The sequence below is a fragment of the Paenibacillus sp. FSL H8-0457 genome, assembly GCF_038051935.1.
In the GTDB taxonomy this organism is placed as follows: Bacteria; Bacillota; Bacilli; order Paenibacillales; family Paenibacillaceae; genus Paenibacillus_AQ; species Paenibacillus_AQ lautus_A.
Genome location: NZ_CP150293.1, coordinates 2,836,653 through 2,851,488 on the forward strand (window position 1 = coordinate 2,836,653; position 14,836 = coordinate 2,851,488).

Annotated in this window: 12 protein-coding genes; 11 read left to right on the forward strand and 1 reads right to left on the reverse strand. The window is 51.6% G+C overall.

What is annotated here, in order from left to right; genetic code table 11:
- Positions 1-160 precede the first annotated feature (160 nt).
- The 8 genes from MHI43_RS12695 to MHI43_RS12730 all read left to right on the forward strand — a co-directional run bounded on the left by MHI43_RS12695 (position 161) and on the right by MHI43_RS12730 (position 9,814).
- On the forward strand, positions 161-2,494 hold the full coding sequence (locus MHI43_RS12695; protein WP_036665331.1) for an AraC family transcriptional regulator: 2,334 nt from the start codon (positions 161-163) through the stop codon (positions 2,492-2,494).
- A 137-nt stretch (positions 2,495-2,631) separates the two neighbouring features.
- The gene (locus tag MHI43_RS12700; RefSeq protein ID WP_015734749.1) at positions 2,632-4,263 is read left to right on the forward strand and encodes an extracellular solute-binding protein; all 1,632 of its coding nucleotides are present in this window, start codon (positions 2,632-2,634) and stop codon (positions 4,261-4,263) included.
- A gap of 84 nt (positions 4,264-4,347) precedes the next feature.
- Positions 4,348-5,307 (forward strand): ABC transporter permease subunit, encoded by a 960-nt coding sequence (locus MHI43_RS12705; RefSeq protein ID WP_036665329.1) that lies wholly within the window; start codon positions 4,348-4,350, stop codon positions 5,305-5,307.
- A 13-nt stretch (positions 5,308-5,320) separates the two neighbouring features.
- Entirely contained in the window at positions 5,321-6,202 is an 882-nt protein-coding gene (locus MHI43_RS12710) for a carbohydrate ABC transporter permease (protein WP_036665327.1), read from the forward strand.
- A gap of 14 nt (positions 6,203-6,216) precedes the next feature.
- Complete coding sequence (locus MHI43_RS12715) at positions 6,217-7,344, forward strand: glycoside hydrolase family 88 protein (RefSeq protein WP_036665324.1); 1,128 nt, start codon at positions 6,217-6,219, stop codon at positions 7,342-7,344.
- 173 nt (positions 7,345-7,517) lie between these two features.
- Positions 7,518-8,150 (forward strand): copper resistance protein CopC, encoded by a 633-nt coding sequence (locus MHI43_RS12720; RefSeq protein WP_036665322.1) that lies wholly within the window; start codon positions 7,518-7,520, stop codon positions 8,148-8,150.
- On the forward strand, positions 8,150-9,238 hold the full coding sequence (locus tag MHI43_RS12725; RefSeq protein WP_036665320.1) for a CopD family protein: 1,089 nt from the start codon (positions 8,150-8,152) through the stop codon (positions 9,236-9,238). The genes MHI43_RS12720 and MHI43_RS12725 overlap by 1 nt, the downstream gene beginning before the upstream one ends.
- 144 nt (positions 9,239-9,382) lie before the next feature.
- Positions 9,383-9,814 carry a GNAT family N-acetyltransferase gene (locus tag MHI43_RS12730; protein ID WP_036665318.1) on the forward strand — a complete coding sequence of 144 codons (432 nt, stop codon included), beginning with the start codon at positions 9,383-9,385 and terminating at the stop codon, positions 9,812-9,814.
- A gap of 126 nt (positions 9,815-9,940) precedes the next feature.
- On the opposite strand, the gene MHI43_RS12735 is transcribed toward MHI43_RS12730, so the two are convergent.
- On the reverse strand, positions 9,941-10,813 hold the full coding sequence (locus MHI43_RS12735; RefSeq protein ID WP_015734755.1) for an AraC family transcriptional regulator: 873 nt from the start codon (positions 10,811-10,813) through the stop codon (positions 9,941-9,943).
- A gap of 200 nt (positions 10,814-11,013) precedes the next feature.
- On the opposite strand from MHI43_RS12735, the gene MHI43_RS12740 reads away from it, so the two are divergent.
- The 3 genes from MHI43_RS12740 (at position 11,014) to gerQ (ending at position 14,743) form a co-directional block, all read left to right on the forward strand.
- A complete protein-coding gene (locus MHI43_RS12740; RefSeq protein WP_036665314.1) occupies positions 11,014-13,698 on the forward strand; it encodes a glycoside hydrolase family 78 protein in 2,685 nt (894 codons plus the stop codon).
- Between the two features lie 132 nt (positions 13,699-13,830).
- A complete protein-coding gene (locus MHI43_RS12745) occupies positions 13,831-14,253 on the forward strand; it encodes a cell wall hydrolase (RefSeq protein ID WP_009589484.1) in 423 nt (140 codons plus the stop codon).
- Between the two features lie 55 nt (positions 14,254-14,308).
- Complete coding sequence (gene gerQ / locus MHI43_RS12750) at positions 14,309-14,743, forward strand: spore coat protein GerQ (RefSeq protein WP_009589474.1); 435 nt, start codon at positions 14,309-14,311, stop codon at positions 14,741-14,743.
- Positions 14,744-14,836 lie beyond the last annotated feature (93 nt).

A 14,836-nucleotide genomic window follows, 5' to 3' on the forward strand; every position in this document is an offset into this window, starting at 1 on the left:
ACACTTCCATCGTAGAGGAAGCCGCAGCGTTCGAGTATGATACAATTTCGTGATGCATTAACATTTTTGAAGAAAACCTGTTCATGTTAAATAAAAACAGTATGATGTAATTAATGTAAGTGCGGAAAGAACACATCTAAAGAATGGAAGGAATGAGGGTATGGGGAATTTGACGACAACCACCGCAAGAAATGAGCGATCCAATCGCGTATCCGTGTTCGTTACGTTGCTCATGTCCTATCTTGTGGTACTGCTGATCCCGGTCATCGTGTTCTGGGGTCTGTATACCCAAATCGAGCGAATTATGATCGAGAATGCCAACAACTCCAACATGGCACTCATCGAACAGGCCAAGCAGGTCGTGGACAGCCGATTGGATGAAATGCATTTGATTTCCCGGAACATTACTTCACATCCGAGACTGGATGCGCTGTTAAAGGCAGGATCCCCTCAAACCGGAGCGGAGCATTACAATTACTACACCTTCATGCAGGAAATGCAGCGGTACCGAAACAGCAGCAGTTTTATCACCGATTTTTATGTGTATCTTGATGAGAGCGATACGGTTCTCAGCCCAACCTTAAAAACGACGTCCAGCGTCTTGTTCTCCGATATCTACGGATATGAAAGCTTAACCTTTCAACAATACCAAGCGGATATACTGCGCGGCGTTCATTTCAACCGGTATCTGCCCGTAACGGAGGTCGGCAAAGGCCTGAACCAGAAACGAATGCTCACTTATATGCAAACGCTTCCATTTGGCGAGAAAAACAACCCCAAAGGCGCCCTTGTCATGCTGATCGACGAAAGGCAGATTACAGGCTTGCTCGAGGAGATCGTGAAAACCAACAACGGAACGATATCCATTAAGGATGCCAGCGGTCAAGTGATTCTTCGTGCCGGTGAAACCGGAGTATCCAATGTGGGTAAAGCTGAGGATAAGCAGGCCGTCATGACGGTATCGTCCAGATCCGCACGCAGCGGGTGGGAGTACGTGTCGGTCGTGCCGGAAAAAGTGTTTATGGAAAAGGTGAATATGGTCAAACGAATGGCCGCAGGCGTTCTCGGCATCTGCCTGGCCGCCGGAGTTGCCGCTTGCGCGTACATGACGTACCGGGCGTATTATCCCCTGCGCGACATTATCCGCTTTATTCGCCAATCCCATCCGGTCAAGGAGGGGAAGGTACGCAACGAATATGATTTCATCAAATCCACGATGGCCGATTCCTTTGGCAAGCAGACGGAGATGAAGGAGCAATTGTCGAGGCAAACGCCGGTGATCCGGTCCAACTTTTTGCAGCGTTTATTGAAGGGAAACGTGGATGCGGCCGATATGTCGGAGCATGCCCTGGAATTCATGGGGATATCGTTTCCGTTTCCCGGCTTTGCCGTTGCCCTGATCGAGTTGAGGGATGCCAGCGGGTTCATTCATAACGAACGGGAAAGCGAATGGGCCCTGATCCGCTTTGTCACCGGGAAGGTGGCCGAAGAAATTCATCCCTTTACCGCGTATTCCGTGGATCTGGAGAAGAACCAGGTTGCCATGATTCTGAATATGCCGGAACCTCTGCAGGACAAGGCGGGCGAGCTGTACGATTGGGCGGAACAAGTGAAGCTGGTGATCGAACAGCGCTTCAAGTCCGAGATCACGATCGCGATCAGCGATATCCGTTCGGATCTTGGATGTTTGGCAAGCGGATATACCCAAAGCTTGAAGGCGCTGGAATATTCCATTTTTACGGCCTATAAACCGATTTTATTCTACGATGAAATGAAGCAGAAAACGGGGGTGTATTATGATTTTCCCATTGAGACGGAAATCCAGCTCATTAACGCCATGAAAAGCGGGGATACGGATAAGGCTCAGGATATCATTCAAAGTCTGTACCACAACAACTTCAGCGGTCAATCCATCTCGCCCGAGCTCGGCCGACTCATGTTCGCGAACCTGCTCAGCACGATGTTCAAGCTGCTCAATGCCTTAAATTTGAAATACGAGGACGTATTCGGTCAGGCAGGCAAATCGATCGAAGACATTACCGAGGGCAGCACGGTAGAGGAGCTGTACCGGGAAGTGAAATGGATGTTCGGCCAGGTCTGCCTGTACGTAAGAGACCAGAGAGGCGATTCCTCCTCGCAGCTCCTGGATAAGATAAAAAGCTACATCACGGAGCATCACGACGATGCCATGATCAGCCTGGCTTCCATTGCCGAGCAATTCGATATCACGCCGCCCTATCTGTCAGCCTTCTTCAAGAAGAACAGCGGGACCAATCTGACCGATTACCTGGCCAAAATTCGGATCGAGCGCTCCAAGGAAATGATGCGGGATGCCAAAAATACGATTTCGCACATCGCCCGTTCCGTCGGTTATACCAGCGATGTCGGTTTTATCCGGGTATTCAAGAAATACGAAGGGATCACCCCGGGAAAATACAAGGAAACCCTGCATTCCCTATCATCAACCTTAAGAAATGATCATCTCAATTCTTAATCGCTGTATATGGATCCAGAAACTGTACGATATACGTTGAAAGCGCTTCAGCATTAATATTTGAGGCAGGGCCGGCATCAACTCGGCCTGAACATTTCGGATGATCATTCATTAGGAAAAAAGGGAGGCGTCGTGATTTGAAAACAAACCGGAAACGTATGACGAGACTGGCCATCTTCATGCTGATTGTGGCTATGATTGCCGGGTGCAGCGGAAAAGGCTCGGGAGCCGAGGAGCCTGCCGGCGACAAAGGCAAGGAAGGAACGGGCGTTGCCTCAGGCGGAGAAACGGGGTATCCCGGCCAGCTGACCTATTGGGTATCGCTGAATGCCAACGCATCGGCAACGATGCAGGATATGAACGGCATTGCCGCCTATCAGGAAATGGAGAAATTGACAGGGACCAAGGTTAAGTTCCAGCATCCGCCGGCAGGGCAAGAGGCAGACGCCTTCAACATTATGGTCTCGTCGGGCAACTTGCCGGATGTCGTGGAGTATGGCTGGGCCAACGTATCCGGAGGGCCGGATAAAGCGATATCGGACGGTTCGATCATTCGCCTGAATGAGCTGATTGAAGAGCATGCTCCGAACCTATCGAAACTGCTGAACGAACACCCGGAATACAAAAAGCTGATAACGACGGATGGCGGAAACATTTACGTATTCCCGTTCATCCGCGGAGACGAGTATCTGCTGACCTTTAACGGCCTTATCATTCGCCAGGACTGGCTGGATCAGCTCAACCTGCAAGTGCCGGAAACGATTGACGAGTGGTATGAAGTATTAAAAGCGATCAAGACCCAGGATCCCAACGGGAACGGCCAGGCGGATGAAATCCCGCTCCTGCTTGATATGGATATGACGGGCATTAACCATGCATTTGTCGGCGCGTGGGGAATTACGACAGGATTTTATCAGGTGGACGGGAAGGTACAGTACGGCCCCATCCAACCGGAATTCAAATCTTATTTGGAGACGATGAGCAAATGGTATGCCGAAGGCCTGATCGATCAGGATTATGCGGCAACGGACGGGACGCTCAAAGATGCCAAAGTGACCAACAATCAAGTGGGTGCCTTCTCCGGATACATGGGCAGCAGCCTCGGCCGCTATTCCGAACTCATGTTAAAAAGCAATCCGGACGTCAGTCTGGTGGGCGCTCCCAACGTTGTGCTAAAGAAGGGGGACACGCCGCTTCTTGGACAGAAGGATTCGCCGTTCAACGGGTTTGGGGCAGCTGTGACGAAAGCGAACAAGTTCCCGGCGGAAACGGTGAAATGGCTCGACTACAAATATGGGGAAGAAGGGCACATGCTGTTTAATTTCGGGGTTGAGGGAGTCAGCTACGAGATGAAGGACGGGTACCCGACCTATACCGACGAAGTGATGAAGAATCCAGATGGGCTGTCGATCACCCAGGCGTTGTCGAAATACAACCTGGCCAGTTATTCGGGACCTTTCGTTCAGGATCGCCGTTACGTCGAGCAGTATTCCGCGCTTCCTCAGCAAAAAGCGGCCATTGAGACATGGATGAAGGCGGAGAACGACCGTTTAATGCCGATTATTTCGCCGACGGCAGAAGAGAGCACGCGTTATGCCTCGATCATGAACGATATTAATACGTATTACGAAGAGATGGTCAACAAATTCATTATGGGCGTGGAGCCGATCAGCGGCTTTGATCAATTTGTCCAAACGGTGCAGGGAATGGGCATTGAAGAAGCCCTTCAGATTCAGCAGTCTGCGCTGGACCGTTTTAACAGCCGGTAAGTTGTAGAAGCGCATGAAGAGGGAGAAAACGGGCGAGCCGTCGCCTTCTTCATGCGGGTTATTTTTCACAGAGGAGGGCATAGGGTGCAGCTAAAGGAAGAAACAAAACGCATGACGATACAGAGCAAATCCGAGAGCTTCAGCGCAAGAGCAGCGAAGGACTTTCGCCGGAATTCCACGATCTACCTGATGCTGCTGCCGGTTGTGGCGTTTTATGCCGTGTTTCATTACGGACCGTTATACGGCCTGCAGATTGCGTTCAAGAACTTCTCCGCAGGGCTCGGCATCTGGAATAGCCCATGGGTCGGCTTTCAACATTTCAGCGATTTTTTTAACGGATTTTTCTTTGAGCGGGTCGTTTCCAATACCATTATCCTCGGCGCGTACGATCTTATCTTCGTATTTCCCGCCTCCATCGTGCTGGCCTTGATGCTGAACGAGGTGCGACATCGGATCTTTAAGCGGACCGTACAATCCATTACGTATATTCCCCATTTCATTTCCGTTGTCGTTGTTGTCGGGATGCTGGTGGATTTTTTGGCGGTGGACGGCCTGATCAACCATATCGTCACCTACTTCGGCGGCAAGCCGATTTCGTTCATGCGGCTGCCGGAATGGTTCCGCACCATCTATACCTCGTCCGCCATCTGGCAGGGGATTGGCTGGGGCTCCATCATTTATCTGGCGGCCATTTCCAATATCGATCCGTCCCTGTATGAGGCGGCGAAAGTGGACGGTGCCGGCCGCTGGAAGCAGATGCTTCAAATTACGCTCCCTGGCATCCTGCCGACCGTGATCATTCTGCTTATCTTGCGGATCGGTTCCTTTATGGCGCTGCAGGATGAGAAGATCCTGATCATGTACAACCCGGTCATCTACGAGACGGCAGACGTGATCGGGACTTATGTCTACCGCAAGGGGATACTGGAAGCAAGCTACAGCTTCAGCGCCGCTGTCGGCATGTTCAATTCCTTGATTAACTTTGCGCTGCTCATTGGAGCCAATTATCTCAGCAAGCGGTTTACCGACACGAAGCTGTGGTAGAGAGGGGGATCTCATGCGAACTACTAGATCGGTCAGTGAAGTCCTGTTTGATTCTGCGAATGTCATCCTATTGTGTTTGTTATCGATCATAACGTTATATCCGTTTCTCTACGTATTGTTTGCTTCGATCAGCACGCCCGCCGAATTCGTTCAGCACCGGGGCATCCTGCTGTGGCCCAAGGGCTTCTCGCTGGACTCCTATCGAATGGTATTCGAGAACCCGAATATCATCCGAAGTTACCTGAACACGATATTTTACGTGGTCGTCGGCACGACGCTGAACATTCTCATGACGGCTCTCGGAGCCTATGGTTTATCCAGGAAAAACGTGATGTGGAAAGGCGCCATCATGATGCTGATCGTGATGACGATGTTTTTTGACGGCGGGCTCATCCCGAAATACCTGCTCGTGAAAAATATGGGTCTGCTTGATACGTACTGGGCATTGATTATTCCAAGCGCCATGACGACATGGAACTTGATTATTATGCGAACGGCATTTCAAGGGGTACCCGATGCGCTCGAGGAATCCGCGCGGATCGACGGAGCCACCGACTGGACCATTCTGTTCAGGATCATCATCCCGTTATCGCTGCCGGTCATTGCGGTCATGGTGCTCTTTTACGGGGTGTGGCATTGGAATAAATGGTTTGATGCCCTCATCTATTTAAGGGACCGGGACTTGTTTCCGCTGCAGTTGATCCTGCGCGAGATTCTGATCCAGAACGATACCAGCAGCATGATGACCTCGGTAGGAGGGGGAGATCGGATGCCGGTTGGCGAAACGATTAAGTATGCGACGATTATGGTGGCGACGCTGCCGATTTTGTTTCTGTATCCGTTCTTGCAGAAATATTTCGTGAAGGGCGTCATGATCGGCGCCATCAAAGAATAGGAGGTATGTGAACCATGTGGGAACAGGCCATCATGGATGCGGTTGAAAAGACCAAGAGGAACGTCGGTTTATTTCCGATGAAATTCCCTCACATCACGGCGGAGAAGCGATACGAGTGGGGAGAAAGCAATGACTGGATTGAAGGATTCTACACCGGAATGATCTGGCTGTGTTATGAATATACGAAGGACCCGCTGTTTAAGGATACGGCAATCGCTCAATTGGAGGATTACAAGGCGCGGCTGGAGGAGAAGCGGCATCTGGATCATCATGATATCGGATTTCTATACCTGCCCTCCGCATTGGCCGCGTGGATCGTGGATGAACATGAAGAGGGCAAACAGCTGGCCCTAAAAGCAGCCGACCATCTGATGCTGCGCTGGCGGGAAGAAGGCCAGTATATTCAGGCCTGGGGCCGGAAGGGCGACGAGAAGAACGGCGGCCGCATTATCATCGACTGCATGATGAACATACCGCTGCTGTATTGGGCGTATGACCAAACAGGCGACGAACGCTACAAACGCGTGGCCGTCGCGCACGCGGAGAAGAGCCGCCGTTATTTAATGCGAGGGGATGATTCTTCGTACCATACCTTCTACTTCCAGCCGTCGGACGGGAAGCCCATCGGCGGTGGGACGCACCAAGGATATCACGACGGCTCCACCTGGACGCGCGGGCAAGCATGGGCCATCTACGGATTTGCGCTTTCCTACCGTTTTACCCGTGATCCGAAGTATTTGGATACCGCCGTGCGAGCTGCCCGCTATTTTATCGAGCATTTGCCGGAAGACCATGTCGCCTATTGGGATTTTGACGTTCCGATCGAAGCGGGTACGCCTCGCGACAGTTCCGCTTCCGCCATCGCCGCATGCGGGATGCTGGAGATCCTGGAGCACCTGGAAGAGGAAGATGGCAATAAAGGGCTATTGACAGACGCCGTCGAGAAGTCCATGATCTCCCTTGTAAACCGTTATTCCACTATCGGTGAAGCTGCCGAGGAAGGCTTGATCAAGCATGGTTCCTATTATGTCAGAGGCGGGATGGGACCGGACGATTACATGATCTGGGGGGATTATTATTATCTCGAGGCCTTGCTGCGACTGACCAAAGGGATACCTGGCTATTGGTACGAGAGAGGATAGTAGAACCGGATCCGTGAACTATAACGGGAACGCCGCAATCTGTGCGGCGTTCCCATTTTTGTGTAAAATAGGATAGGATCATTGTTCACAATATACTCATTAGCATTGAGAGAACGTCTTTGTTATGATGGGGAAGATTCAAATTTAAGATAAATGGTTTGGAGGAGATAGGCATGTTGAAACATGTGAAAACTTCGGTTCTGCTGACCTTGGGTCTGCTGCTTGTACTGGTGTTCCCGACAGCAACGTGGGCGCATTCCAAGCTGGAATCCAGTACGCCCGCGGCAGACGCCAAGATCACGGAAAGCGTGAAGGAAGTCAATCTGTCATTCAATGAAAATATCGATGAAAATTTAAGCACCCTCAAGGTGAAGAATGCGCAAGGCGAAGAGGTTGAAGTATCGGAAGTCAAGGTTAACCAGAACACTATGGCTGGAACGCTGGCAGGACCGCTTCCATCCGGTTCCTACACGGTGGAATGGAAGATCGTTGGCGGAGATGGACATCCCGTTGACGGAACGTATGCTTTCGAAGTCGATGCACCGGAAGGGGAAGCTGCTCCGGAGACTTCTACCGACACCGAAGAAACGCCTGCGGATACAGGAAGTACACCGGATGAAACAACGGCGGATGATACAGCCGCAGACAATGCAGATCCGTCGACGGATACGAATCAGCAGGCGGAGAATACGCCGGCTAATGACACATCCGAAGGAAACGGGTCGACCGTGTGGATCGTGATTATCGTCATCGTGGCCGTTGTCGCAGGATACTTTGGAATTAAAGCATCCCGGAAGAGAAAGTAATGTCTTATTATTGGTTAAGCGAGCCGTTTTTATATTTAGCATACGCCATTCTGGCCGGGATCACGGTGTTGTCCCTGGTACCGAAGGCTTATAAGCCGGACATTTCGGTACCGGCCTGGCTCGGCCCAGCGGCGGGGGCAGCCATCATCCTATTCGGATTTGTGCCGCTACTGCAAATCATCATGTTCTTCAAGGATGATATCGGATTCTGGCAGTCCTTTAACAGCATCATGTTCAAATTCAGCGAGGGCGAGCGTTATGCCTGGATACTGGTTCTTTCGATCCTATTGGCGGTACTGACCCTGATCGTCCGCCGGAAGCCCGGCTCTCCCTTACGCTGGCTTATGCCCGCTGTTCTGTTGGGCATTGCCGTCGCCATGTCTTCGTTCAACCACGCTGCATCCCTGTTCGATGGCGTTGGACAGCTTGCTTTCTTCGGCCATTTCACGGCGATGGCCATCTGGACGGGAACGCTGCTGCTTACAGGATGGTTCAGCACGGAACATGATCGCTGGAGTGCGTTTCTCCGATGGTTCCATCCATTAGCCATCGCCTGCGTCATCATTGTCGTCGGATCGGGTCTGTTCCTGATGACAGCCGTGACGCCGGAACCCGTAAACAGCTGGACGCTGTCCTACGGTCAGGCCCTGCTGGTCAAGCATATTCTCATTCTGCCGCTGTTGGTGTTCGCGTTCGTTAACGGTTATCTCGTCAAGCGCAAGCTGCGCAGGGATAGAAGCTATCGACCCGCGGCATGGGCACGAAGCGAGGGAATCCTGATCTGGCTGATTTATATCGTCACCGGCTACATGAACCAGCAGCCGGCGCCGCACGAGGTCGTGGATACATTGGCGTCATATGGCCCTGCAGCAACGTTTGTCTGGTTCCATCCCGGGTTTACGATCGGTGAATTGGCCTTTACGTGGAGCTGGATCGGGATACTCTGCCTGTGCCTTGGGCTTGGTCTCCTCTGGAATGTCGTGAACGTATTTCGCAGGAACCGGGCAGCAGCCGTCGGGCTGTTAAGCGGGTTAGGCGCCGCCATGCTGATTTATTGCGGCTTGATGTTCTCGGTTACTGCCGTTTAATTTGTTTGAAGTGAAAGGTCCTTGCTGTTTAATCAGCAGGGCCTTTTTTTGGTATGGGAGCAATGATAGATGGCTGGATAAAGGTGGTATACTTGGGGTGAAGATCGAACATGGACCAAATCTTGAACTGGGGGGAAATATGATATGGAAAAAGTGAAATTTATTCGCTTAGCATCTCCTACGGATGCATCCGTACTGGACCGATTAAACGAGGAGTTTAATGGGGTTAGGATGCCGCTGGAGGAAATTAAATATAGTTTGGAACAAGCGGATGAGATCGTGGCCATCGCTTATTTAGGTGATGATCCTGTTGGATTTGCCTGCGCCCAATCATTTAAGTCCTTTTGTTACGGGGAGCTTGTCGGCGAGATAACGGAAATGTACATTCAGGAGCGGGCAAGAAGGCAGGGGCTGGCAGGAATGCTGCTCGTTTTTCTGGAGGAACAATTGTTCGCGCGCGGGGTGAGGACGGTTAAGGTGCTTACGGGTCATGATAATCACCAAGCCATCGGGGCATATGAGAAATCAGGTTATAAGCGGGAGGATGAAGTGCTTCTTGAGAAAGAGCTGGGGTAATAGGAACGTGATAGCATCCAGGATATCAGATAAGGGTCAGCGAATAATCGTGCATGTACAAAAGCATGATATCCGAGTTATATAAGGATCATCATGCTTTTATTATTTGCTGGAGAATCCGGTCATTTAACCATGATGCTGCGTTTCGGAGCGATATTGCCCCGGCGTGAGTCCCGTGCTTCGCTTGAATACCGAGTTGAAGGAATGCATGTCCTTGTAACCGACCTTTTCGGCGATCATACTGATTTTGTCTGTCGTGGTTCGCAGCAGCTCGCGGCTCATTCGAATGCGTACGGTCTGCAGATAATGATGCCAGCTCTGGCCGGTATATCTGCGGAACAATCGCTGAAGATGGCGTTCGCTGAAGCCGCTGATCTGCGCAAGACGCGTCAGCGTGAGCTCATGCATGTATTGTCCCTCCACGTATTGAAGGACATCATGAAAAGAGGGATGCGAAGGCTCCGAGGTGATAGGCTGCGAATGCTCGATGGCCCGGCTGAACTCAATGATCAGCTGTAGCAGCAGCGTATGCAAATAGACGGCTGAGCCGCTGATTTGCATGGCATATTGTTCATAGAGGGAGACGAACAGCTTCTCGAAACGGTCATGCCGATCCGTAATGGCGCGGTACCCAAGCGTGCCGTCTTCCATCTGTTTCAATAAGGAGGCTGTCCTCGAATCGGAGGCAAAGGCAATCAGTTTCGGCAGAAGTTTAACGGAGAATATGCAATTGTTCACGATGAGCGGCTTCCCGTTGGAAGAGGTAGGCCGAAATACGTGAGGCATTCCGAGCGGTATATAAAACATATGTCCTTTGCGAACCCGCTGCACCGAGTTCTCCATGTGATGGAAGCCTTCTCCCTCAGCGATATACGCAATTTCCAGAAAATCATGGTTATGGTAAGACCCCGTAAAATTCTCCGCGTTACGATTTACATACATCAGGGTGTCGTCCCGGAAAAAATAATCTCCGTAATAGGTTTCCATCGGTCGTTTCATCCTGTTTGCTCCTTTTCATTGATCGAGGATGGATGTCCGTTTTACCACATTAAATTGTCCGTTATCCCCATCATCTTGCTTGTAGGTTCACTTATAATAATAGTTGAAACAGGGACAGAAATGAAAGCGTATATCAAGCCAAGCGGCTAATTCAAACGGATTGTTGAAGCAGCCTTCTTGAAGTGAACGGAGGAATGAGCATGTTCAGCGTAACGGATGTACGATGCGAATATCTTCATCAACCGATAGGTATCGGAGAGCGAAAGCCGCGCATCAGTTGGAGGTTGGCCTCGGACGAAAGAGCCGTCAGCCAAACCGCTTATGAGATTGAGGTTTCCAACGAGAAGGAATTTGCCAAGCCCTGCTGGACATCAGGGAAAACAGCCTCGTCGCAGTCGGTTCACGTGGAATTAACGGGGCTGAGCGTAACATCATGTAAGCGCTATTTCTATCGCGTGCGTGCCTGGAACCAAGCCGGGGAATTGACGGAATGGTCCGACACGGCCTACTGGGAGACAGGAAAACTGGAAGGGGAGCCATGGGTCGGACAATGGATATCTGCACCACGATCCTTGCTGCCTGTTGAAGCCGGTCACCTCCCGCTCCTCCGCAAGAGCTTCAGCTTAAAGTCGCCCATTACGAAAGCAAGAATATATGTTACGGCGCTGGGCCTTTATGAACTTGAGCTTAACGGACAGAGAGTGGGAGACTGTTATTTCACGCCAGGCTGGACGAGTTACGATCATACGATTCAGACGCAGACCTATGACGTAACCGAGATGTTGAAATCTGGCCAAAACGCGATCGGCGCTTGGCTCGGTAACGGTTGGTACAAGGGACAGCTGGGCTGGGAGGATCGGCACGCGATTTATGGAGATCGATTAGCGCTTCTGCTGGAGCTGCATATCACGTATGCTGACGGCAGCGAAGAAGTGATGGCAACCGATTCAAGCTGGCAGTCGGCCAAAGGCCCGATCACCATGTCGGAGCTATACCATGGCGAAACCTATGATGCGCGCCTCGAACTGGACGGCTTCAGTTCGGCAGGTTATAACTCCGTTGATTGGCATGGCGTGGAAACGATCGACCAAGGTTACGACAAGCTGAAGCCCCAGATCAACGAGCCCGTGAGAGCCGTTCAAACGGTGCGGCCCGTGGAATGTCTGACCACGCCCAAAGGTGAAACCGTCATCGACTTCGGGCAGAATTTGGTAGGCTGGGTCCGTTTTAGCGTGTCCGGTGCGGAGGGCACAACGGTGACGCTGCAGCATGCGGAAATCCTGGATGCCGAAGGTAACTTTTATACGGAGAATCTCCGAACCGCTAAACAAACGATTCAATACACGTTAAAAGGCGGCGGGAACGAAATCCATGAACCTCATTTTACGTTCCAAGGCTTCCGATATGTGCGTTTAGACGGTTTCACGGAAGAGCAGCTGGACCTCCGGCATTTCGAAGCGGTCGTGCTCCATTCGGATTTCGAAGAAACCGGAACTTTTCAATGTTCGGATCCCATGGTGAATCAATTGCAGAGCAACATTCGATGGGGACTGAAGGGGAATTTCCTCGACGTGCCCACGGATTGCCCGCAGCGTGACGAGCGGCTTGGCTGGACCGGCGATGCGCAGATGTTCATCGGGACGGCGGCCTATCTTGCCAACGTGGCGCCTTTCTTCACGAAATGGCTGTCGGACCTGGCCGCGGAACAGCGCGATGACGGAGCAGTTCCGTTCGTTGTTCCGCATGTGCTCGGCGATGAAGCCTATGCTTCGGCCGCATGGGGAGATGCAGCGGTCATTTGCCCGTGGACGGTGTACGTCAATTTTGGCGATCGACGGATATTGGAGCGTCAATATGAGAGCATGAAGCGCTGGGTCTCCTACATTCAAGCTCAAGGGGAGCATGAATATCTGTGGAATACCGGCTTCCATTTCGGCGATTGGCTGGGACTGGATGCGAAATCCGGGGACTATGTGGGTGCTACGGAACGGGACTTTATCGCTTCGGCGTTTTATGGTTATTCGGTGGAACTGCTTAGGAAAACCGCGGTCGTATTGGGACGAGAACAAGATGCTGCCCTGTATGCCGAGCTTAAAGAAAAGGTTGTCGCTGCATTCCGTAACGAATTCGTGACCCCGTCCGGAAGGCTTGCGGCGTCGACGCAGACCGCGCACGTGCTTGCGCTTATGTTCGGGCTGCTGGATGAGGCGGCGGAAAAACGCGCGGCGGATCGTCTTTATGCATTGCTGGAGGAGAGCCGGTTTCATTTAACGACCGGTTTTGTGGGCACGCCTTATATTAATCATGTGTTAAGCCGGCACGGCATGCACGATGCGGCGTATAAGCTGCTGCTGCAGCAGGACTATCCTTCATGGCTGTATCCGGTGACGAAAGGCGCCACGACGATATGGGAGCATTGGGACGGCATCAAGGAAGACGGCAGCTTCTGGAGCCGCGACATGAATTCATTCAATCATTATGCATACGGAGCCATCGGCGAATGGCTGTATCGTTCGGTTGCCGGCATACAGACCGTGGAGGATGCGCCGGGTTATAAACATATCCGGTTTGCGCCTGTACCGGGCGAAGGCCTGATATGGGCGGAAGGCAAAATCGATACGATGTATGGAACCGTCCGGTCATGCTGGCGGATGGAAGATGATGGCGAGTTTCAGCTGGAAGTGTGCATTCCGCCTAATACGACTGCTGAAATTTGCCTGCCGGGTGTTTTTGACGTTACAAACGTTAAGGAAGGCAGCACGATCCCTCTAAATAAAGCGAAGGGGATCCATTCGGCGGTTGATGGCCAAGCGGGTGTTGTGATTCAAGCAGGCTCGGGGGAGTATACGTTCCGTTATGTATACAACAATCCTAAAGCGAAGTAAGGCATGATAGCAGGAGACCAAAGTTCTTTACCGCGATGGACGCGGTAAGGAACTTTTTTTTCGTATCTAGGCACATTTCTGGGCGAATGCACATACGATACAAAGTGATCTTAAGGAAGCGAGGGGAACTCTGTGGCAGTCATCAAAGCGAATTCGAATGATGTGGATCTTCTGGCAAGATTGATCCGCGCAGAGGCAGAAGGCGAAGGTGAGCAGGGCATGCTCATGGTAGGGAATGTCGGGGTGAACCGGATACTGGGTAACTGCCTGGATTTTCGAAACATCCGCAACATGAACGATATGGTATTTCAGAGCCCGGGTGGTTTTGAAGCAACACAGAAAGGCTATTTTTATCAACGGGCCAGGGATCGGGATCGTCAGCTAGCCCAAAGGGTCATTAATGGGGAACGCATATGGCCGGCTAGCAACGCGCTATGGTTTTTCCGCCCGGCAGGGGACTGCCCGGCAACTTGGTACAATCAGCAGAACACAGGCCGATTCAAGGCACACTGCTTCTTCACCCCGACATATGCCGATTGCCCGTCCGTTTTTTGATTCATGTTATACAACCGCTTAGGCGGGAGTTATAAATTAAAGGAGGAAATTACTTATGTACAATCAAGGTGTGCCGCCTGTGAACTTCATGAATGGAGTCCGTTATCCGGGAGTGCCGAACCGCGGGACCGCTGGTTATACGGCAAACGTTCCACCGCAGGTGCCCAGCGGAAGCCCAATGACGCCGGGAGGCACCGTTGTTCCGGCACCGCCGCAATTCGAACAATCTTACGTGGAGAATATCCTTCGATTGAACCTTGGGAAGCAGGCAACGTTTTACATGACGTATGAAAACAATTCGCAATGGAATGCCAAGGTGTTCACGGGCATTATCGAAGCCGCCGGTCGCGATCATATCGTCATCAGCGAACGGACGACAGGGCGCCGGATCATCCTGCTGATGGTGAACCTGGACTATGTCGTGTTTGACGAGCCGCTCAATTACCAATATCCTGGCGTGATCGGCAATCCGCCACCAACGGCAAGATAAATCTATTTTTGCGAATGCCCCAATAACCTTCGTTTACACCGATGTGAAACGGAGGTTATTTCTTTTGGACTTTGGCAGCATATTCAACGGCAT

Excerpts from the sequence above, each read along its gene's own strand:
- gerQ (WP_009589474.1), top strand. The coding sequence starts at position 14,309 with ATGTACAATCAAGGTGTGCCGCCTGTGAACTTCATGAATGGAGTCCGT.
- MHI43_RS12740 (WP_036665314.1), top strand. The coding sequence starts at position 11,014 with ATGTTCAGCGTAACGGATGTACGATGCGAATATCTTCATCAACCGATA.
- MHI43_RS12695 (WP_036665331.1), top strand. The coding sequence starts at position 161 with ATGGGGAATTTGACGACAACCACCGCAAGAAATGAGCGATCCAATCGC.
- MHI43_RS12720 (WP_036665322.1), top strand. The coding sequence starts at position 7,518 with ATGTTGAAACATGTGAAAACTTCGGTTCTGCTGACCTTGGGTCTGCTG.
- MHI43_RS12710 (WP_036665327.1), top strand. The coding sequence starts at position 5,321 with ATGCGAACTACTAGATCGGTCAGTGAAGTCCTGTTTGATTCTGCGAAT.
- MHI43_RS12715 (WP_036665324.1), top strand. The coding sequence starts at position 6,217 with ATGTGGGAACAGGCCATCATGGATGCGGTTGAAAAGACCAAGAGGAAC.
- MHI43_RS12730 (WP_036665318.1), top strand. The coding sequence starts at position 9,383 with ATGGAAAAAGTGAAATTTATTCGCTTAGCATCTCCTACGGATGCATCC.
- MHI43_RS12725 (WP_036665320.1), top strand. The coding sequence starts at position 8,150 with ATGTCTTATTATTGGTTAAGCGAGCCGTTTTTATATTTAGCATACGCC.
- MHI43_RS12735 (WP_015734755.1), bottom strand. The coding sequence starts at position 10,813 with ATGAAACGACCGATGGAAACCTATTACGGAGATTATTTTTTCCGGGAC.